This is a genomic window from Rhodococcus huquni (assembly GCF_055231055.1).
The window spans coordinates 354,845-372,580 of the sequence record NZ_JBUYWE010000001.1 but is presented as its reverse complement, the minus strand read 5'-3'; the positions used below and the strand labels follow the sequence as shown (position 1 = coordinate 372,580).

Sequence of the window (17,736 nt, the reverse complement as noted above, 5' to 3'; positions counted from 1 at the left end):
GGGTGGCAGACTCGAATGCCGAATGCGCCGGGGGTGGGCGCGGCCCGCACAAGTACATCGAACCATCACGGGAGGACCACGCTGTGCCGAGCAACGAGCAACGCAGGGAAGCTGCCAAACGGAAACTCGAGCGCCAACTCGAAAACCGCGCACAGCGGGCGCGCAAGCGAAAGCAGTTGGCCATCGCAGGAGCCGTGGTGGGCGTCGTTGTCGTCGTTGCCATCGGCGCGATCGCATTCAGCGTCACCCAGGGCGACGACTCCGACACCGCCACGACAGCCGCTCCCGAGGCAGGGGTCATGCCCGCCGGCCGGTCCGAGCCACTGCCCGACAAGGTGAACTGCTCCTACCCGGCCGCTCAGGAACCCGCAGCCAAGCAGGTCGATCCGCCACGCACCGAGGGCATCGACACCACCGTCGAAGACGTCAGCGTCAGCATGGAGACCACCCAGGGCAACATCGGTCTCACCCTCGACAACGCCGACTCACCGTGCACGGTCAACAGCTTCCTGAGCCTGACCGGCCAGGGGTACTTCGACAACACGCCGTGCCACCGACTGGTCACCGAAGGCCTGAAGGTGCTGCAGTGCGGCGATCCGACGGGCAGTGGAACGGGCGGACCCGGTTACGGCTTCGACAACGAGTTCCCCACCGATCAGTACTCCCCCGAGGATCCGGCGGGACAGCAGCCCGTCACGTACCCGCGCGGCACGATCGCCATGGCCAACAGCGGCCAGCCCGGCAGCAACGGCAGCCAGTTCTTCCTGGTGTACGGAGATTCGCAGCTCCCGCCGCAGTACACCTCGTTCGGCACCATCGACGACACCGGGCTCGCGACCCTCGAGAAGGTCGCTGCCGGGGGCGACGACGGATCCATCCAGGCCGGCGGCGGCAAGCCCAATCTTCCGATCGACATCACCTCTGTGAGGATGGACTGATGAAACGCACCCCACTGCTGGTCGCCGGCATCAGCTTGGCACTCGCGCTCACCGCCTGTTCGGACGATTCCGGGAGCTCCGAGGCCACGTCCTCGAGCCCGGCATCGAGCGCTGCCTCCTCCGCCGCAGAGGAGGCGCCGATCGACACTTCGCAGTTCGCCGCCCTCCCCGCGGTCCCCGCCGGAGCCGAGTCGGTCTCCTGCGCGTACCAGCCGGGCCAGCCCGCAGCAAAGGACGTCACCCCGCCGTCGGCCGAGAACGTTCCCGGCCAGGGCACGGTGAACGTCGACCTGAGCACCAGCGCCGGGCCGATCGGCATGGAGTTGTCCCGCGATCAGGCTCCCTGCACCGTCAACAGCGTCGCCGGTCTCGCAGAGCAGGGCTATTTCGACGACACGCCGTGCCACCGACTGGTGACCAGCCAGGGTCTACAGGTTCTGCAGTGCGGCGATCCGACCGGAAGTGGTTCGGGCGGACCGGGCTACCAGTACGCCACCGAGTACCCCGAGACTGCCTTTGCGCCAGGTGATCCCGCCTTGCAGGAGCCGATGGTGTACCCGCGCGGCACCATCGCGATGGCCAACACCGGCCAGCCCGGCAGCAACGGCAGCCAGTTCTTCCTGGTGTACGAGGATTCCGTCCTGCCGCCCACGTACACGGTCTTCGGCACCATCTCCGAGGACGGCCTCGCGACCATCGAGAAGGTCGCCGCAGACGGTGACGACGGCTCGATGCCGGCCGGTGGCGGAAAGCCCAACACTGCGGTCCAGATCGAGACCGCGACCGTCGCCTGACTCTCGACGTAGAACAGCTGCCCCCGACTTCGGTCGGGGGCAGCTGTTTTCGTATGCTCGGTGCGCTTCGGGTCACGCAGCCGAGGTGACTCGATACACGTCGTAGACTCCCTCGACATTGCGCACCACGTTGAGAACGTGACCGAGATGCTTGGGATCACCCATCTCGAATGTGAACTTGCTGACGGCGACCCGATCACCCGAGGTCGTCACCGACGCGGACAGAATGTTCACCTTCTCGTCGGCGAGCACCTTCGTCACGTCGGACAACAACCGATGACGATCGAGTGCCTCGATCTGGATCGCGACGAGGAACACCGAAGACGGAGACGGCGCCCACTCGACGTCGATGATGCGCTCCGACTGTTCCTGCAGCGACTCTGCATTCGTACAGTCGGTGCGGTGCACGCTCACCGCACCGCCCCGCGTCACGAAGCCCATGATCTCGTCGCCCGGAACCGGCGTGCAACACTTCGCGAGTTTCGCGACCGTGCCCGCTGCTCCCGGGACGAGCACCCCGGCGTCTCCCGTGGTGCGCGGCCGCATCGGAATGGTCGAGGGGGTGGACCGCTCGGCCAACTCCTCCTCGACGTCACCCACACCGCCGAGGTGCGCAACGAGTCGCTGCACGACGTGCTGAGCGGAAACGTGACTTTCCCCTACCGCGGCGTAGAGAGCCGACACATCCGCGTACCGCAGTTCGTGCGAGATCGCCGCGACCGATTCAGCACTCATGAGACGTTGCAACGGCAGCCCGACTCGACGGACTTCCTTTGCTATCGCGTCTTTTCCGTTCTCCAGGGCCTCTTCACGACGTTCCTTGGCGAACCACTGACGGATCTTGGTCTTCGCGCGCGGTGACACGACGAACGTCTGCCAGTCACGACTGGGACCCGCGTTGACCGCTTTGGAGGTGAAGACCTCGACGACCTCGCCGTTGTCGAGTTTGCGTTCCAACGCGACGAGCCGCCCGTTGACCCGCGCACCGATGCACCGGTGGCCGACTTCCGTGTGGACCGCGTACGCGAAGTCCACGGGAGTCGATCCGGCAGGCAGAGTGACGACGTCACCCTTGGGGGTGAATACGAAGATCTCCTTGACCGCGAGGTCGTAGCGCAGTGATTCGAGGAACTCCCCGGGATCTGCCGCCTCACGCTGCCAATCGAGCAGTTGCCGCATCCACGCCATGTCGTCGACCTCGGCGACATCACTGGAATGCCGACCCTTGGTCTCCTTGTACCGCCAGTGCGCCGCGATGCCGAACTCGGCGGTGCGATGCATCTCGTGGGTGCGGATCTGCACCTCGAGCGGCTTCCCTTCCGGACCGACGACCGTGGTGTGCAGCGACTGGTACACGCCGTATCGAGGCTGGGCGATGTAGTCCTTGAAGCGACCCGCCATCGGCTGCCACAAGGAGTGCACGACGCCCACCGCGGCATAACAGTCCCGCACTTCGTCGCAGAGAATCCTTACGCCGACCAGATCGTGGATGTCGTCGAAGTCTCGGCCCTTCACGATCATCTTCTGATAGATCGACCAGTAGTGCTTCGGGCGACCCTCGACAAGTGCATCGATCCGCGAGGCGTTCAGCGTTGCGTTGATTTCGGCGCGCACCTTCGCCAGGTACGTGTCTCGCGACGGAGCCCGATCGGCGACCAGACGCACGATCTCGTCGTACTTCTTCGGGTGGAGAATCGCGAACGAGAGGTCTTCCAGTTCCCACTTCACCGTGGCCATTCCCAGCCGATGTGCAAGCGGGGCAATCACTTCGAGAGTCTCGCGGGCCTTCCGCGCCTGCTTTTCCGGTGGCAGGAAGCGCATGGTCCGCATGTTGTGGAGCCGGTCGGCGACCTTGATCACGAGTACGCGAGGATCACGCGCCATCGCGATGATCATCTTGCGGATGGTTTCGCCCTCGGCGGCGTTGCCGAGCACGACCTTGTCGAGCTTCGTCACCCCGTCCACGAGGTGCGCGACCTCGTCACCGAACTCACTCGTCAGTTGTTCGAGGGAATACCCGGTGTCCTCGACCGTGTCGTGCAGAAGCGCCGCCACCAGTGTGGTGGTGTCCATGCCCAACTCGGCGAGAATGCTCGCCACCGCAAGCGGGTGGGTGATGTACGGGTCGCCCGACTTGCGGCGCTGACTGGCATGACGTTCCTCGGCGACGTCGTAGGCGCGCTGCAGAAGCGCGAGATCCGCCTTGGGGTACAGCTCCCGGTGCAGGCTGACCAGTGGTTCGAGCACCGGACGAATCGTCGTGTTCCGTTGACCGGTGATACGACGGGCGAGCCTCGCACGGACCCGCCGCGAGGCGGAAGTGGGCACACCAGCGGTGGGCTTGCTCGGCGACGAACCTTCGGATGGCGCCGGCGTCTCCTGTGGAGCAGGGTTCTCCGACACCGAACTCTGGGACCCCGGATTCCGAGAGACCGGATTCTGCGTCATACCGTCACCTCCTCGAACAACCGATGATTCCGGGTTCAACAGTAATACTCACACCCTGAGCACGGACGACAGCGGATACTTTTCGAGCCTCCGGCGTCCGCCGAGCGCCTCGATTTCGAGCACTACGCACACCGCCACCACTTCGGCGCCCGCCGCCTCCACGAGACGCGCAGTTGCTTCCAACGTTCCCCCGGTTGCCAGCACGTCGTCGACGACGAGCACTCGCCGTCCGGTCAGGTCGATGGCATCGGCCGGTATTTCCAGCGTCGACGCGCCGTATTCGAGCTGATAAGACTCGGACAGCACAGGCGGTGGCAGTTTCCCGGACTTCCGAACCGCGACGACCCCGGCGCCGAGAGTCAGCCCGACTCCCCCACCGAGGAGAAACCCACGGGCGTCCACTGCTGCGATCGTGTCGGCGTCTGGCGCTACCGCGGACAGTTCGTCCACTACGACTCGAAATGCGTCGGCATCCGCGAATACCGGTGTGAGATCGGCGAAGCTGACACCAGGTTCGGGGAAGTCCTCGGCCCACCGGGTGAGCCGCCGAACGGAGTCGATTGCGGACTCGTCGACGCGTTCGGTCATCCGCGCAACACCCATCTGTCCATGTTCCAACCGGCACCCGAACGAGTTCCGTTGGCCTGAACCACACTCATACCCGTGTCGAAGGCGTTGATTCGCACCTGTTCGAACAGCGGCACGGTCGGCACCTGGTTCCACAGAATGTTCTCGGCTTCGGTCGAGAGCGTCAGCTGGGTCCCGGTTCCCGGGTCGACAGCCAACTGGTCGATGATCTGATTGATGCGGCCGTTGTCGTACCCTCCGAAATTGGACCCGATCCCGGCCCGCAGCGCATACGCCGCGGTGGTGGAGGTAGCAGTTCCACCAGCCCCCTGCACCGATGCAGTCCCACCCAGGACGGCATCGACCTGACCGTCACGCAGGGCGGCAGGACGAAAGTCCGGTGAACCGGCATCCTCGACGGTGATTCCCATCGGGCCACACGCAGCCGCAGCGGCCGACACGATCGCCGACCTTCGGGCATCCGGCCCGAGGTAACCGACGCGCACCGTCAGGTTCTCCGTCCCTGCCTCCGACAGCGCTGCACCGACGGCCTCCGAATTCGGCTGGCGGAATCGTCCGCCCGCTGTGGCAGCCACCTGCGGATAGATCAACGTGTCGGGCGCCGTGAAGCGCGTGTCGACGGGACCCTCGACACCGACCGGCTGCGCCTCGGGATCGCTCGGTGATCCGAAATCGAAGGCCAGCTGCTCACGCGGAAGGCACGCAGCGAAAGCCCGCCTCGCTGCCTCCGACTCGAATTCGCCCTTGGTCGAGAGCACGAACTGCTCGAGATTTCGCGACGCCAACTCGACTTCCTCGAAGCCTTCGAGATTCAGATCGTCGACCGAACCCGCAGCGACATCCACAACCTGGACGTCGCCGTCGCCGACCCGAGAAGTCAAGTCGTCCGACTTGGGCCACACCACGATTCTCGAGGTCGCCGGCTTGTTTCCCCACCACTGATCGTTCGCCACGAGCACCAGACCGTCGTCTTCGGTGTAGGACTCGATCTTGTACGGACCGGAGGCCGGGAACAGCGCGGTATCGACCTCACCGGGCGTCAGGTTCCACCCCGTGTTCCAGAACTCGGCAATACGTTGCATCGCGTCGGTATCCGAGTTCTGTACGGCGTCGACGACGTTCGCACCGGTGGCCGTCTGAATCACGTGCGAAGGCATGAGCGCCGTCGCACCGAACAACGACCGCCAGTCCGAGAACGTCCGACCCGGTTCGAACACCACTCGGGCATCCTTTGCTCCCGGTCGGCAATCGATGCTCTGGATATCGGAGTATCCCGCCGTGCTCGCAGAATCGAAGAGGGGGCCGCCGTCTCCGGTGAATCGGCCACTGTTCGCTGCCCATGCCAGCACCAGGTCGTCGCAGGTCACAGGAACACCGTCGGAGTACACGGCCGACTGGTTGATCGTGTACGCGACCGTCAGGGAGTCACCGGGGACAGGATCGGCACTACCGATGTCGGAATCGGCAACCGGCCCACCTTCGGGTCCGGTGAACGTGAATCCGGGCAGCACCCGACCGAAGGCCTGTCGGGCGCCCGAAGCCGCACCGTCGACCGTCCCTGCGTTGTACGTCGTCACGGTGTTGTCGATCGCGTACCCGATGGAGGGAATCTGCTCACCTTCGGAAGAACACGATGTCATCAGTCCTGCGACCAGCGCAGTGACCGCGAGACCCGCCGCCGTGACCAATCCTCCACTCCGGCGACGAGCGACACGGCCGATATCTGAAGACGAGCGGACCTGCGATTCGGGCATATGTCAGTGCCTTCTCTTGTGACGCTTTCCGGTGGGACGCGAACCTGGGGTCGGCGCGCCCGAAGCGGACCGCGCCGGTGCCGAACCCGAATCGGATCCGATCCGCGGGCCACTCGACGCTACCGGGGTGCGCTCTGCTCCGCGCGATGTTGCCGCCTCGCGTTTCGCAAGAACCTTGCGGGTGTGCGCCGCAACCGGGCCCCAGCGTTCCTTGAGGGACACGAGCAACGGCGTCGCGAAGAAGATCGACGAGTAGGCGCCGACGATGATGCCCACCAACTGGACGAGCGCGAGGTCCTTGAGTGTTCCTACCCCGAGCATCCAGACCGCCACGACCATCAGCGCGATGACTGGAAGGACCGAGATCACCGTGGTGTTGATCGACCGCATCAAGGTCTGATTCACCGCAAGGTTGGCCTGCTCCGCGTACGTACGCCGGTTCAGGTGAAGGATTCCGCGCGTGTTCTCCTCGACCTTGTCGAACACCACGACCGAGTCGTAGAGCGAGAATCCCAGAATTGTCAGGAAGCCGATGACTGTTGCCGGCGTGACCTCGAAGCCGACCAGCGAATACACGCCTGCGGTGACGATCATGTCGAAGAACAGGGCGACGATCGCAGCGATCGCCATGTCCCGTTCGAATCGGACAGCGATGTACACACTGACGATCACGAGGAAGACCAGCAACGCGATCAGTGCCTTGTTGGTGATCTGACCGCCCCACGTCTCACTCACATCCGCGACACTGATGGCGTTCTTGCTGGGGTTGCCGTTGCTGTCCTTCGGCTGGAACTGATCGAAAAGCGCATCCTGCAGCGCGACGATCTGGTTGGCGTCGAGGGTCTCTGAGCGGATCTGCACGGTCGCCGACGATCCGCTACCGACCACCTGGACCGCCTCGGATTCCATCCCGAGCGCGTCCGAGTAGGTGGATTCGACCTGGGCGGTATCCACGTCTCCGGCGGCCGGGAACTGCACACGTGAACCACCCTCGAAATCGATACCGAGGGTGAAGCCACGAATGGCGATGCTGAGGATCGCGATCAGAACGATGACCCCGGTGAGGGTGTAATAGAAACGTCGGCGCCCCACGACCTGGAATGCACCCGTTCCTGTGTACAGGCGGGAAAGCAGACCGTGCTTGGGCATGGATTTCTGGTCGACGCCGGAGTCCGAGACGCTCGACTTCACCTCGTACTCGGAAGTGCTGTTGGTCGGTTCACTCATGCTCGTGACTCCTTCGCCGACGCAGCGGCAACCTTGCGTTCCTTGGCAATCTGTTGCACTGCCCCCAACCCGTTGACTCCTGGCTTGGACCAGAAAGCCGACCGGGAAGCGAGGTGCACCAGCGGCCAGGTCACCAGGAACACGACGACGACGTCGAGAATGGTCGTGAGACCCAGGGTGAACGCGAATCCGCGAACCTGACCGACTGCCAGTACGTAGAGAACTGCGGCAGCGATGAAGCTCACCGCGTTACCGGACAGGATGGTGCGGCGGGCGCGTGCCCAACCTCGAGGAACGGCCGAACGGAAACTTCGGCCCTCACGCATCTCGTCCTTGATTCTCTCGAAGAACACGACGAACGAGTCCGCTGTCATACCGATACCGATGATCAGACCCGCGATACCGGCAAGGTCGAGAGTGAAGCTGATGTAGCGACCGAGCAGAACCATGATCGCGTACACCGCGATACCGGAGAGCACGAGCGACAACGCCGTCAGCACTCCGAGCATCCGGTAGTAGACGAGGCAGTAGATCAATACGAGGATCAGTCCGACGGCGCCGGCGATGAGGCCCGCCTCGAGCGACGCGAGACCCAGGGTGGCCGACACGGTCTCCGCCTCGGAGGAGGCGAACGACAGCGGCAGCGAGCCGTACTTCAGCGTGTTGGCGAGCTCCTTCGCCGAGTCCGCGTTGAAGGACCCGGTGATGGACGTTGCGCTACCGGCAGGGGTCGCTCCCTGCACCTGAGGTGCGCTGACGACCTTCGAGTCGAGTGTGAAAGCGGCCTGCTTACCGATGTTCTCACTGGTGAACTTCGCCCAAGTGTCGCCACCCGCGGAATCGAATTCGAGGCTCACCTCGTGCCGGGACGACTGACTGTTGTATCCGGACGATGCGTCCGCGATCTGCTGGCCGTCGATGATCGAGGGAGCAAGCAGATACACAGCCTGCCCCTCGGTGTCACATGCGACGAGCGGCAATGCCGGATCGTCGTTACCGCGCAGCGGATCGGGGACCGAACAGTCCATAGAGGCCAGTGCCTGCTGCTGGACCGCTGGATCGGTGCTCTGTCGCAGCGCGCGGGCTTGCTCGATCTCGTCCGACGCATCCGGATTCTCGTCGAAGGCTTCGGCGGGTTGTTCCTCCTGCGCCGGAGCGGGGTTCTCGGGCGAACTGGGATCCTGTGCCGGGAACGGACTGTTCTGGGGTTCGGGAGCGGGCTGCTCCGCCGGAGCTGCCGGCGCGGGCGATCCGCCGGCCGGGGCCTGTCCGGGTGCCGGTGCGCCGCCGCCGACCGGTTGGGTGGTCACCACGGGCCGGACGTACAGCCGGGCGGTCTGACCGAGCGACCGTGCCTGCGCACTGTCGTCGCCGGGCACCGTGATCACGAGGTTGTCGCCGTCGATGACGACCTCGGAACCCGACACACCGAGACCGTTCACACGCGTCTCGATAATTTCCTGAGCCTGACGAAGACTGTCCTGTGAGGGCGCACTGCCGTCCGGTGTGCGCGCGGTCAGTGTGACTCGCGTTCCACCTTGCAGGTCGATGCCGAGTTTCGGCGTCGGGGACTTGTCTCCAGTGAAGAACACCAGGGCATACAACGCCGCGACCAGCACCGCGAAAACGGTGAGGTACCGGGCGGGATGCACCGATCCGGTGGAAGGTGCCACGATCTCTATGTCTCCTCGGTACTGACGATTCGAAGGTAATTGCTGGTACGTCCACCGGCAGGCAGCGTGTTGCCGCTAGGCGCGGTCGATCACGCCGAACGCGTGTCCGAACGTACGTGGATCATTCCTTGGTCGAGCGCGAGCCTTCCGCACCGTGCTCCACAACCGACGACCCGGTCTCCTCGACGATCGACGTTTCCGTGTAGTCGGCGCGCTCGCCGCTCGCAGTGTCGCCGGCTCGATCCTCGTCGGCGTTGTCCTCGTCGACGATCTGCTCACGCACAACGGCCCGTGACCAAGTGGTCACGACGCCCGGCGCGATCTCGAGATCCATGGTGGTGTCGGTGAGGCCCGCCACCGTTCCGTGCAGACCTGCGGTGGTCAGAATCCGGTCTCCGACCTGCAGCGAGTCCTGCAGTGCAGTGGCCGCGGCCATGGCCTTCTTCTGTCGGCGCATACCCAGGAACATGGGCACCAGCAGTGCAAGGATCAGGAGCGGAAAGAGAAAATCCATCTGAAAGTCAACCTCGGGAGAGTTGCAGGGTTCGGCTCGGCGCTGATCCCGGATGGACCGACGCAGTACACCAGTGTGCCATCCCTCAGAACAACGGTGACTGCGGCTCGTTCACACGGACCTCGATTCCGCTGGCAGTGGCATCCGGAGGCGGTGTCAGACCCAGCTGTGACCACGCTGCTGCCGTCGCCACTCGACCTCGCGGCGTCCGCGCCACCAATCCGGCGCGAACCAGGAAGGGCTCACACACTTCCTCGACGGTCGCTGGTTCCTCGCCGACGGCCACGGCCAATGTCGACACACCGACCGGACCGCCACCGAAACTACGAACCAGAGCGCTGAGCACCGCCCGGTCCAAACGATCGAGCCCGAGATCGTCGACGTCGTACACGCTCAGGGCGGCGCGCGCGATGTCGCGGGTCACCACACCGTCCTCACGAACCTCCGCGTAGTCACGGACGCGGCGGAGCAATCGGTTCGCGATACGCGGTGTGCCACGTGAGCGGCCGGCGATCTCCGAACCGGCCTCGTCGCCCAGTTCGATCCCGAGAATGCCGGCGGAGCGCAGCAGGATCTGTTGGAGTTCCGCCGGCTCGTAGAAGTCCATGTGCGCCGTGAAGCCGAATCTGTCACGCAATGGACCCGTGAGCGCCCCGGAACGGGTGGTTGCGCCGACCAGAGTGAACGGAGCGACCTCCAGGGGGATCGACGTGGCACCCGGCCCTTTCCCGACCACTACGTCGACTCTGAAGTCCTCCATCGCGAGATACAGCATCTCCTCTGCAGGGCGCGCGATCCGGTGAATCTCGTCGATGAAGAGCACGTCCCCCTCTACGAGGTTGCTGAGCATGGCCGCCAGGTCACCCGCTCGCTCCAACGCAGGCCCCGACGTCAGCCGAAGGGACGTACCGAGTTCGGCCGCGATGATCATTGCCATGCTGGTCTTGCCGAGGCCGGGCGGGCCGGACAACAAGATGTGGTCGGGGGTGCCACCGCGCTGCTTGGCGCCCGACAGCACGAGCTGCAGCTGTTCCCGCACTCGGGGCTGTCCGATGAAGTCACCGAGCGACTTGGGTCGAAGACTCCCCTCCACGTCGCCGTCGCCGGTGACCAGCTCGGCCGAGACTTGCGATTCGTCGTCGAACGATTCTTCGTGATCCGGCGTCATCGCGAACGCCCGAGGTACGAGAGTGCCGACCGCAGGGCACCCGAGGTATCGGCCTCGGGCTCGGCAGCGAGCACGGCGTCGGTTGCCGGTTCGGCCTGTTTCAGGGTGAACCCGAGACCGACCAGGGCTTCGATGATCTGTTCGCGGACCGATCCGGGTGCGGCGCCCGGTGTGGGGGTGGGCCCCGCCGTGGTCGCCACCGCGTCGACTTTGTCTCTGAGCTCCACGACCATTCGCTCCGCTCCCCGCTTGCCGATCCCCGGCACACGGGTGAGCGCCGATACGTTCCCCTCGGCGAGTGCACCGCGCAGCGCATCGGGATCGAGAACGGCCAGAGTAGCCATCGCGAGGCGAGGGCCGACCCCGGAGACCGTCTGCAGAAGGCCGAACAGCTCCTTGGATTCGGCGTCCCCGAAGCCGTAGAGCGTCATCGAATCCTCGCGCACGATCATCGCCGTCACGAGTCGGGCATCGGTGCCCCGCTTCAGCGACCCGAGAGTGGTCGGCGTGGCGTTGATTCGGTACCCGACCCCCGACGCCTCGATGACCACGTGATCGAGCGCGATGTCGAGAACTTCGCCTCGGACGGACGCGATCATCGGGTACCTGCCTTCTTCACTCGAGTGCTGGCCTGGGCCAGTCGGGCCTGATACCGACGCTTCTGTTCGGCGGCCGCCGCTTCTGCGCGTTCCATCCGCTCGATCATCGGTGCGCGCCAACAATGACAGATCGCAAGCGCGAGCGCGTCGGCGGCATCGGCAGGCTTGGGAGCTTCAGCCAAGGCGAGGATGCGGGTCACCATCGCGGTGACCTGCGACTTGTCTGCTGTTCCGCTTCCGGTGACGGCGGCCTTGACCTCGCTGGGGGTGTGAAATCGAACGGGAATTCCGCGCCGGGCCGCCGCAAGCGCCACCACGCCACCCGCCTGCGCGGTCCCCATCGCGGTTCGGACGTTGTGTTGCGAGAACACCCGCTCGACCGCCACGACTTCCGGACGGTAGCGATCGAGCCAGGACTCTGCCGCTTCCGACACCTTCAACAGCCTCAGCGCGAGATCGAGATCGGGCGGCGTCCGAACGACGTCGACGGCCACCGGCTTGACCGCGCGGCCGGTGCCGCCGTCGACCACACCCAGACCGCACCTCGTGAGTCCGGGATCAACTCCCAACACCCGCACACGAACCCCTCTCGATACCGAACAGCTGTTCGACAGCCTAGCGGTGTGCCGTGAAGATGAGACGAACCGACACGACACGGAATCCAACGGCACAGATGCGAGCGAGAGGGTGAACCGGCAACCGGTCCACCCTCTCGCTTCGGACGCTTCGGCGCCTCAGGAATCTTCGCGGTACGTCAGTCTTCGTCCAACTCGGCGAGCACGTCGTCCGACAGGTCGATGTTCGTGTACACGTTCTGCACGTCGTCCGAATCCTCGAGGGCATCCACGAGCTTGAACACCTTGCGAGCACCGTCGGCATCGAGCGGAACCTCGACAGATGCACGGAAATCCGCGTCGGCGGAGTCGTAGTCGATACCGGACTCCTGCAGGGCAGTACGCACTGCGACGAGGTCGCCGGGCTCACTGACGATCTCGAAAGCCTCACCGAGGTCGGTGACCTCTTCGGCGCCGGCGTCGAGGACCGCACTGAGCACATCGTCCTCGGACTGCTCACCCTTCTCCAGGGTGACGACACCCTTGCGGGTGAACAGGTACGCCACCGAGCCGGGATCGGCCATGTTGCCGCCGTTGCGAGTCATCGCGGTGCGGACTTCGCCGGCCGCGCGGTTGCGATTGTCCGTCAGGCACTCGATCAGAACCGCCACCCCGCTGGGGCCGTAGCCCTCGTACATGATGGTCTGCCAGTCGGCGCCGCCGGCTTCCTCGCCTGCACCGCGCTTGCGGGCACGCTCGATGTTGTCGTTGGGAACCGACGTCTTCTTCGCCTTCTGAATGGCGTCGTACAAAGTGGGATTGCCCGCCGGGTCGCCACCGCCGGTACGAGCCGCCACCTCGATGTTCTTGACCAGCTTCGCGAACGCCTTGCCACGCTTGGCGTCGATCGCTGCCTTCTTGTGCTTGGTGGTGGCCCATTTGGAGTGGCCGCTCATGCGTTTCGAACCCCTTTCACGCTGCATTCGACACGCCGGTATGCGCATTGACAGCTTTGCCGATGTTACCTGCACGTCGTGGTCACCCGACGCTACCGCCACCATTTCTGTAGGCGGACTATTGGCCATTTGTTTGATTGTTTGCATACAATACAAACATGTTGATGCGTGTGGATCACGGGTCGAGCACTCCCCTCGGCGAGCAGATCGCCGCCAACGTACGAGGAGCATTCCTACGCGGCGACGTGCAGCCGGGCGATCGTCTGCCCTCCGCCCGCGCTTTGGCGGACTCGATCGACGTGAACCTCCATACGGTGCTCCGGGCCTACGCCACCCTCCGCGACGAGGGGCTGATCGAACTGCGCCGCGGACGCGGGGCCATCGTCCGCACGGACACCACGCCGTCACGAACCGCGCTCGAGCAGGCAGCGAAGAAGTTCGTACGGGAGGCCAGGTCGTGGGGCCTCGGCACAGAACAGATGATTCGCCTGGTCGAGGAGGCCGCAAGATCATGACGTCCACACCCCGGAATACATCCACGCAGAGACGTACTGCGTCGGCCGCGCTGACCGCGCTACCCCTGTTCGTACTGCTCGGCGCCGTCGCGGTGTGGGCGGGCGAACTCCCGCCGGTGATCGCGGTGCACTGGTCGGGGACCACTCCGGACCGTTTCGGCGATACGACCACCTATCTCTGGTTCGCGCTCGCAGTCGCACTGGCGTCCACGGTCGCTGCGGCAGTCGTGGCACTGCGCAGGAGCGCCGACGACCGCCTGTGGTTGCCCGCGACCGCACTGATGTCCTGGACCGCCGCATCCGTCTGGATCATGAGCGTGTCCCTCACCCTCGATGCGGACAGCCCACAGGACTCACGAATCGGATTCTGGATCGCGGTCCCTCTGCTGGGAGTCGCGTGGGCGCTGCTCGCGTTCGCACTCGCACCTGCTGCTCCGACCATTCCGTCCGGGAGCAACCCGACCCTCGACACACCGCTCTCCCCCACCGAACGTGCGTCCTGGACCCAGCGCGTGCGAGGCCGATGGGCAGTGGCTCTCGCGATCGGCATGACCATCGGGGCCCTCGCCTCACTACTGATGGGCCAGTGGTGGATAGCGCTCCTCTTCGCGGTGCTCGTGATCGTGGCCGGGGCCTTCTCGTCGGTCACCGTGCACGTCGATCGACGCGGAGTCAGCCTGTCCTCGTGGGGACTGCGTTGGAAGCGCGTGCCCCTCGACACCATCGAAGCTGCAACAGCAACGACCATCGTTCCGCTTCAGTGGGGCGGCTGGGGATATCGCTTCACTCCGCGTGGCACCGCAGTCGTGGTTCGCGGCGGCGAAGGAATCGTCCTGACGAAGAAGAACGGGCGACCGTTCGCAGTCACGGTCGACGACGCCGAGGACGGTGCGGCGCTGTTGAACTCGCTGGTCGCCGCTGCCTGATCCAGGCGATCAGACTCGTCCACGCACGACGTCGACGAACAGATCGTGGACGCGGCGATCACCGGTCACCTCGGGGTGGAAGGAAGTCGCGACCACCGAACCCTGGCGTACCGCGACGATACGATCGGCCGCATCGCCAGCGGTGCTCGGCACACGTGCGAGCACCTCCACGTCGTCGCCCACCCGCTCCACCCAGGGCGCCCTGATGAACACCGCTCGCACAGGGTCACCGTCGATGCCGGAGAAATCCAGATCGGATTCGAATGAATCCACCTGTCGCCCGAATGCATTGCGGCGCACGGTCATGTCGATCGCGTTCAGATGCTTCGCGTCGGGCCTGGTGTCGAGCACTTCGCTCGCCAACAGAATCATGCCCGCACACGACCCGTATGCGGGGAGTCCCTCTCTCAGTCTCTCCCGGAGGGGGTCGAGCAGCTCGAAGATCTCGAGCAACTTGCTCATCGTGGTCGACTCACCGCCGGGGAGGACGATTCCATCCACCTTGTCGAGCTCTTCCGGCCGGCGAACACCGATCGCATCCGCACCGGCATCACTCAGTGCCGCAATATGTTCACGCACATCACCCTGCAGTGCGAGAACTCCGACGAGGGGACGTGTCATGCGAAAGTTCCTGTCTCGATCCCGGTCTTGGCCGACTCGCGCGGTATTCGCGTCAGTCCTTCCTGAACCACGGCGGCAACCAGATTTCCTGCGCTGTCGAAGATTCGACCCTGCGTCAGCGCACGGCCGAACCCCGCCGAAGGTGACGTCTGGTCGTAGAGCAACCATTCGTCCGCCCGGAACGGCCTGAGGAACCACATGGCGTGATCCAAGGAGGCCGTCTGCGTGACCACATCACGATGAGGCACCTTCGATGCGCCGAGAAGAGTCATGTCGCTCATGTAGGCGAGCGTGCAGATGTGGAAGACCTGATCGTCCGGCAGAGCGTTGCGATAGCGGAACCACACTTGTTGCCGCGCCGCGATTCCCGGAATCTTCCGGGTGTCGTCGTCGGGCACGATCCGGACGTCCCACTCCTTCCACTCCTGGTACAACTTCATCGACGCGACCTCTGCCGAATCCGCCGTGTCCGGGAGATCCTCCGGTGCCGGAACCTTCGGCATCGCGTCCTGGTGCTCGATTCCCTCGTCGGAGTGATGGAACGAGGCCGACATCGTGAAGATGGCCTCTCCGTTCTGAACCCCGGTCACCCTGCGGGTACAGAAGGACCGGCCGTCCCGGATTCGGTCCACCAGGAACACCGTCGGCTCCTTCGGATTGCCCGGACGCAGGAAGTATCCGTGTAGCGAATGCACCCGGAACTCGTCGTCGACGGTGCGCACCGCCGATACCAGCGATTGACCCGCAACCTGTCCACCGAACGTCCGCTGCAGGATGGTCGGGTGAACCGCACCTCTGAAGATGTCTCTCTCCAACGGTTCGAGTTCGAGAATGTCCTCGATACGCGCCATCCGCGCCTCCTAAGTGTCACCCCAGGTTATCGGGTGTCGGATTGCCACTATTCACCAGGCCGAAGACACGATCTGGACATCAGTCGTCCCGCAACTGCCTCGCGAGCCCCTCTTGCACCACAGCCGCTACGAGATTTCCGCGGCGATCGAAGATGCGGCCCTGCGTGAATGCACGGCCGAAGCCTGCTGACGGCGACGCCTGGTCGTACAACAACCACTCGTCGGCCCGGAACGGCCGCAGGAACCAGAGAGCGTGATCGAGCGAGGCACTCTGCATCGGTACATCACGATGAATTGTTCGAGCCGACCCCAAAAGGGTCATGTCGCTCATGTAGGCAAGCGCACAGACGTGAAAGAGCGGATCGTCGGGCAGCTTCCTGCTCGACCGAAACCACACCTGCTGCTGCGCAGCGACACCCGCTCTGCGGTCGACCTTCGAATCGTCGACCAGCCGCAGATCCCAGTCCGACCATTCCCGTGCCAACCACGCAGTTTCCTCGTCGTCGGAATCCCTGGCGTGCGGAAGTGATTCCGGGTCGGGCACGCTCGGCATCGTGTCCTCGTGTTCGATGCCGTGGTCGCCGACATGGAACGACGCCGACATCGTGAAGATCGACCGGCCGTCCTGAACCGCGCTGACCCGCCTCGTCACGAACGAGCGTCCGTCGCGCACACGATCGACGAGATACACGATCGGCTGCTCCGGATTACCCGGACGCAGGAAGTAGCCGTGGAGAGAGTGGACCGCGAACTGCGGGTCCACCGTGCGGACGGCCGAGACCAGCGCCTGCCCAGCGACCTGACCGCCGAAAGTGCGTGGCAGCGTCGTCTCGGACGCGATCCCGCGGTAGATGTCCCTCTCGAGACGCTCCAGTTCGAGGATCTCCTCGATCGATGCCATAGCACGCCCCTCTCGGCGAATTCAGAGCCTCGGTACCACCAGTAAGCTCCATCTGATGTTGACATTGTCGCGTCGCCTGATCCGGATCGGCGCGATTGCAATCGCCATCATCGTTACATTTTCCAGTGGCTGGGTGCACTGGGAGAGCAGGTCCCACATCACGCCGGACGCAGCTCGGCAATGGGTGATCGTGCTCGGCGATCGTGTGCGCGACGGCAAGCCATCGGTATATCTGCAGGAACGACTCGAGACGACGTTCACGATCCTGCGAGAGAACCGAGCCCAGCGCGTGCTCCTGTCGGGCCACGCGGGCTCGACGAAGGGCGACGAGGTATCGGCCATGCGCGACTACCTGGTCGAACGCGGAGTCGACGCCGGCGCGATCACCGACGACCGCTTCGGAGTGACGACCTACCAGACCTGCGCACGGGCGAAATCTGTCTTCGAGATCGAAGGAGCCGTCCTGGTAACGCAGGACTTCCATCTGCGTCGCGCGGTTGCGCTGTGCCGCACGGAGGGCATCGACGCAGTCGGCGCAGAAGCGGATTCGGACGCCGGCGTCTACCTCACCGTACGCAACTGGTTTCGGGAGATCGCCCTGTCACGACCCAAGGCGGTGCTCGATGCCTTCCACTCCGCAGGCCCGGACACACGCGACCGCTGAGCGCGGGCTCACGCTGCCGATTTCTGCAGCGTGAGCCCTGTTTCG

At 64.7% G+C, this 17,736-nt stretch carries 18 protein-coding genes; 5 read left to right on the top strand and 13 right to left on the bottom strand.

All coding sequences use genetic code 11. The features are described from left to right. Nucleotides 1-83: 83 nt before the first annotated feature. Together ACZI8R_RS01800 and ACZI8R_RS01795 are read left to right on the top strand one after the other, a co-directional pair. Nucleotides 84-938, top strand: a complete 855-nt coding sequence (locus ACZI8R_RS01800; protein WP_463377834.1) for a peptidylprolyl isomerase — start codon at nucleotides 84-86, stop codon at nucleotides 936-938. After that, on the top strand, nucleotides 938-1,732 hold the full coding sequence (locus tag ACZI8R_RS01795) for a peptidylprolyl isomerase (protein ID WP_463377833.1): 795 nt from the start codon (nucleotides 938-940) through the stop codon (nucleotides 1,730-1,732). Before ACZI8R_RS01800 ends, ACZI8R_RS01795 begins: the two co-directional genes overlap by 1 nt. A 72-nt stretch (nucleotides 1,733-1,804) precedes the next feature. Here ACZI8R_RS01795 and ACZI8R_RS01790 read toward each other — a convergent pair whose 3' ends face one another. The 10 genes from ACZI8R_RS01790 to ACZI8R_RS01745 form a co-directional block, all read right to left on the bottom strand. Beyond that, nucleotides 1,805-4,180: a RelA/SpoT family protein gene (locus ACZI8R_RS01790; RefSeq protein WP_463377832.1), complete on the bottom strand. Its 2,376-nt coding sequence runs from the start codon at nucleotides 4,178-4,180 to the stop codon at nucleotides 1,805-1,807. A 48-nt stretch (nucleotides 4,181-4,228) separates the two neighbouring features. Continuing rightward, a complete protein-coding gene (locus ACZI8R_RS01785; protein ID WP_463377831.1) occupies nucleotides 4,229-4,768 on the bottom strand; it encodes an adenine phosphoribosyltransferase in 540 nt (179 codons plus the stop codon). Continuing rightward, entirely contained in the window at nucleotides 4,765-6,522 is a 1,758-nt protein-coding gene (locus ACZI8R_RS01780; protein WP_463377830.1) for an ABC transporter substrate-binding protein, read from the bottom strand. The genes ACZI8R_RS01785 and ACZI8R_RS01780 overlap by 4 nt, the downstream gene beginning before the upstream one ends. Nucleotides 6,523-6,525: 3 nt before the next feature. Continuing rightward, nucleotides 6,526-7,749, bottom strand: a complete 1,224-nt coding sequence (gene secF / locus ACZI8R_RS01775; protein ID WP_463377829.1) for a protein translocase subunit SecF — start codon at nucleotides 7,747-7,749, stop codon at nucleotides 6,526-6,528. Continuing rightward, complete coding sequence (gene secD / locus ACZI8R_RS01770; RefSeq protein WP_463377828.1) at nucleotides 7,746-9,422, bottom strand: protein translocase subunit SecD; 1,677 nt, start codon at nucleotides 9,420-9,422, stop codon at nucleotides 7,746-7,748. The genes secF and secD overlap by 4 nt, the downstream gene beginning before the upstream one ends. 121 nt (nucleotides 9,423-9,543) lie before the next feature. Further along, the gene (yajC, locus tag ACZI8R_RS01765; RefSeq protein WP_463377827.1) at nucleotides 9,544-9,936 is read right to left on the bottom strand and encodes a preprotein translocase subunit YajC; all 393 of its coding nucleotides are present in this window, start codon (nucleotides 9,934-9,936) and stop codon (nucleotides 9,544-9,546) included. An 85-nt stretch (nucleotides 9,937-10,021) separates the two neighbouring features. Then, on the bottom strand, nucleotides 10,022-11,104 hold the full coding sequence (gene ruvB, locus ACZI8R_RS01760) for a Holliday junction branch migration DNA helicase RuvB (RefSeq protein ID WP_463377826.1): 1,083 nt from the start codon (nucleotides 11,102-11,104) through the stop codon (nucleotides 10,022-10,024). Next, complete coding sequence (gene ruvA / locus ACZI8R_RS01755) at nucleotides 11,101-11,703, bottom strand: Holliday junction branch migration protein RuvA (RefSeq protein WP_463377825.1); 603 nt, start codon at nucleotides 11,701-11,703, stop codon at nucleotides 11,101-11,103. Before ruvA ends, ruvB begins: the two co-directional genes overlap by 4 nt. After that, a complete protein-coding gene (ruvC, locus tag ACZI8R_RS01750) occupies nucleotides 11,700-12,281 on the bottom strand; it encodes a crossover junction endodeoxyribonuclease RuvC (RefSeq protein WP_463377824.1) in 582 nt (193 codons plus the stop codon). Before ruvC ends, ruvA begins: the two co-directional genes overlap by 4 nt. Before the next feature lie 176 nt (nucleotides 12,282-12,457). Then, a complete protein-coding gene (locus ACZI8R_RS01745) occupies nucleotides 12,458-13,213 on the bottom strand; it encodes a YebC/PmpR family DNA-binding transcriptional regulator (RefSeq protein ID WP_463377823.1) in 756 nt (251 codons plus the stop codon). Nucleotides 13,214-13,371: 158 nt separating this feature from the next. Between ACZI8R_RS01745 and ACZI8R_RS01740 the strand changes: the two genes are divergently transcribed. Together ACZI8R_RS01740 and ACZI8R_RS01735 are read left to right on the top strand one after the other, a co-directional pair. After that, nucleotides 13,372-13,728, top strand: coding sequence for a GntR family transcriptional regulator (locus tag ACZI8R_RS01740; protein ID WP_463377822.1), 357 nt, complete (start codon nucleotides 13,372-13,374; stop codon nucleotides 13,726-13,728). Continuing rightward, nucleotides 13,725-14,654, top strand: a complete 930-nt coding sequence (locus ACZI8R_RS01735; protein ID WP_463377821.1) for a hypothetical protein — start codon at nucleotides 13,725-13,727, stop codon at nucleotides 14,652-14,654. The genes ACZI8R_RS01740 and ACZI8R_RS01735 overlap by 4 nt, the downstream gene beginning before the upstream one ends. Before the next feature lie 9 nt (nucleotides 14,655-14,663). Here ACZI8R_RS01735 and pdxT read toward each other — a convergent pair whose 3' ends face one another. The 3 genes from pdxT to ACZI8R_RS01720 form a co-directional block, all read right to left on the bottom strand. Next, nucleotides 14,664-15,275, bottom strand: a complete 612-nt coding sequence (pdxT, locus tag ACZI8R_RS01730; RefSeq protein WP_463377820.1) for a pyridoxal 5'-phosphate synthase glutaminase subunit PdxT — start codon at nucleotides 15,273-15,275, stop codon at nucleotides 14,664-14,666. Continuing rightward, nucleotides 15,272-16,126, bottom strand: coding sequence for an acyl-CoA thioesterase (locus ACZI8R_RS01725; protein ID WP_463377819.1), 855 nt, complete (start codon nucleotides 16,124-16,126; stop codon nucleotides 15,272-15,274). Before ACZI8R_RS01725 ends, pdxT begins: the two co-directional genes overlap by 4 nt. 79 nt (nucleotides 16,127-16,205) lie before the next feature. Continuing rightward, entirely contained in the window at nucleotides 16,206-17,027 is an 822-nt protein-coding gene (locus ACZI8R_RS01720; protein ID WP_463377818.1) for an acyl-CoA thioesterase, read from the bottom strand. Between the two features lie 55 nt (nucleotides 17,028-17,082). On the opposite strand from ACZI8R_RS01720, the gene ACZI8R_RS01715 reads away from it, so the two are divergent. Beyond that, nucleotides 17,083-17,691: a SanA/YdcF family protein gene (locus ACZI8R_RS01715; RefSeq protein WP_463377817.1), complete on the top strand. Its 609-nt coding sequence runs from the start codon at nucleotides 17,083-17,085 to the stop codon at nucleotides 17,689-17,691. Nucleotides 17,692-17,736: the final 45 nt, after the last annotated feature.

Coding starts and splice junctions, on each gene's coding strand:
- ACZI8R_RS01735 (WP_463377821.1), top strand. CDS start 13,725: ATGACGTCCACACCCCGGAATACATCCACGCAGAGACGTACTGCGTCG.
- ACZI8R_RS01780 (WP_463377830.1), bottom strand. CDS start 6,522: ATGCCCGAATCGCAGGTCCGCTCGTCTTCAGATATCGGCCGTGTCGCT.
- ACZI8R_RS01715 (WP_463377817.1), top strand. CDS start 17,083: ATGTTGACATTGTCGCGTCGCCTGATCCGGATCGGCGCGATTGCAATC.
- ACZI8R_RS01795 (WP_463377833.1), top strand. CDS start 938: ATGAAACGCACCCCACTGCTGGTCGCCGGCATCAGCTTGGCACTCGCG.
- ruvA (WP_463377825.1), bottom strand. CDS start 11,703: ATGATCGCGTCCGTCCGAGGCGAAGTTCTCGACATCGCGCTCGATCAC.
- ACZI8R_RS01740 (WP_463377822.1), top strand. CDS start 13,372: ATGTTGATGCGTGTGGATCACGGGTCGAGCACTCCCCTCGGCGAGCAG.
- ACZI8R_RS01725 (WP_463377819.1), bottom strand. CDS start 16,126: ATGGCGCGTATCGAGGACATTCTCGAACTCGAACCGTTGGAGAGAGAC.
- ruvB (WP_463377826.1), bottom strand. CDS start 11,104: ATGACGCCGGATCACGAAGAATCGTTCGACGACGAATCGCAAGTCTCG.
- ACZI8R_RS01785 (WP_463377831.1), bottom strand. CDS start 4,768: ATGACCGAACGCGTCGACGAGTCCGCAATCGACTCCGTTCGGCGGCTC.
- yajC (WP_463377827.1), bottom strand. CDS start 9,936: ATGGATTTTCTCTTTCCGCTCCTGATCCTTGCACTGCTGGTGCCCATG.
- ACZI8R_RS01790 (WP_463377832.1), bottom strand. CDS start 4,180: ATGACGCAGAATCCGGTCTCTCGGAATCCGGGGTCCCAGAGTTCGGTG.
- secF (WP_463377829.1), bottom strand. CDS start 7,749: ATGAGTGAACCGACCAACAGCACTTCCGAGTACGAGGTGAAGTCGAGC.
- ACZI8R_RS01745 (WP_463377823.1), bottom strand. CDS start 13,213: ATGAGCGGCCACTCCAAATGGGCCACCACCAAGCACAAGAAGGCAGCG.
- pdxT (WP_463377820.1), bottom strand. CDS start 15,275: ATGACACGTCCCCTCGTCGGAGTTCTCGCACTGCAGGGTGATGTGCGT.
- ACZI8R_RS01720 (WP_463377818.1), bottom strand. CDS start 17,027: ATGGCATCGATCGAGGAGATCCTCGAACTGGAGCGTCTCGAGAGGGAC.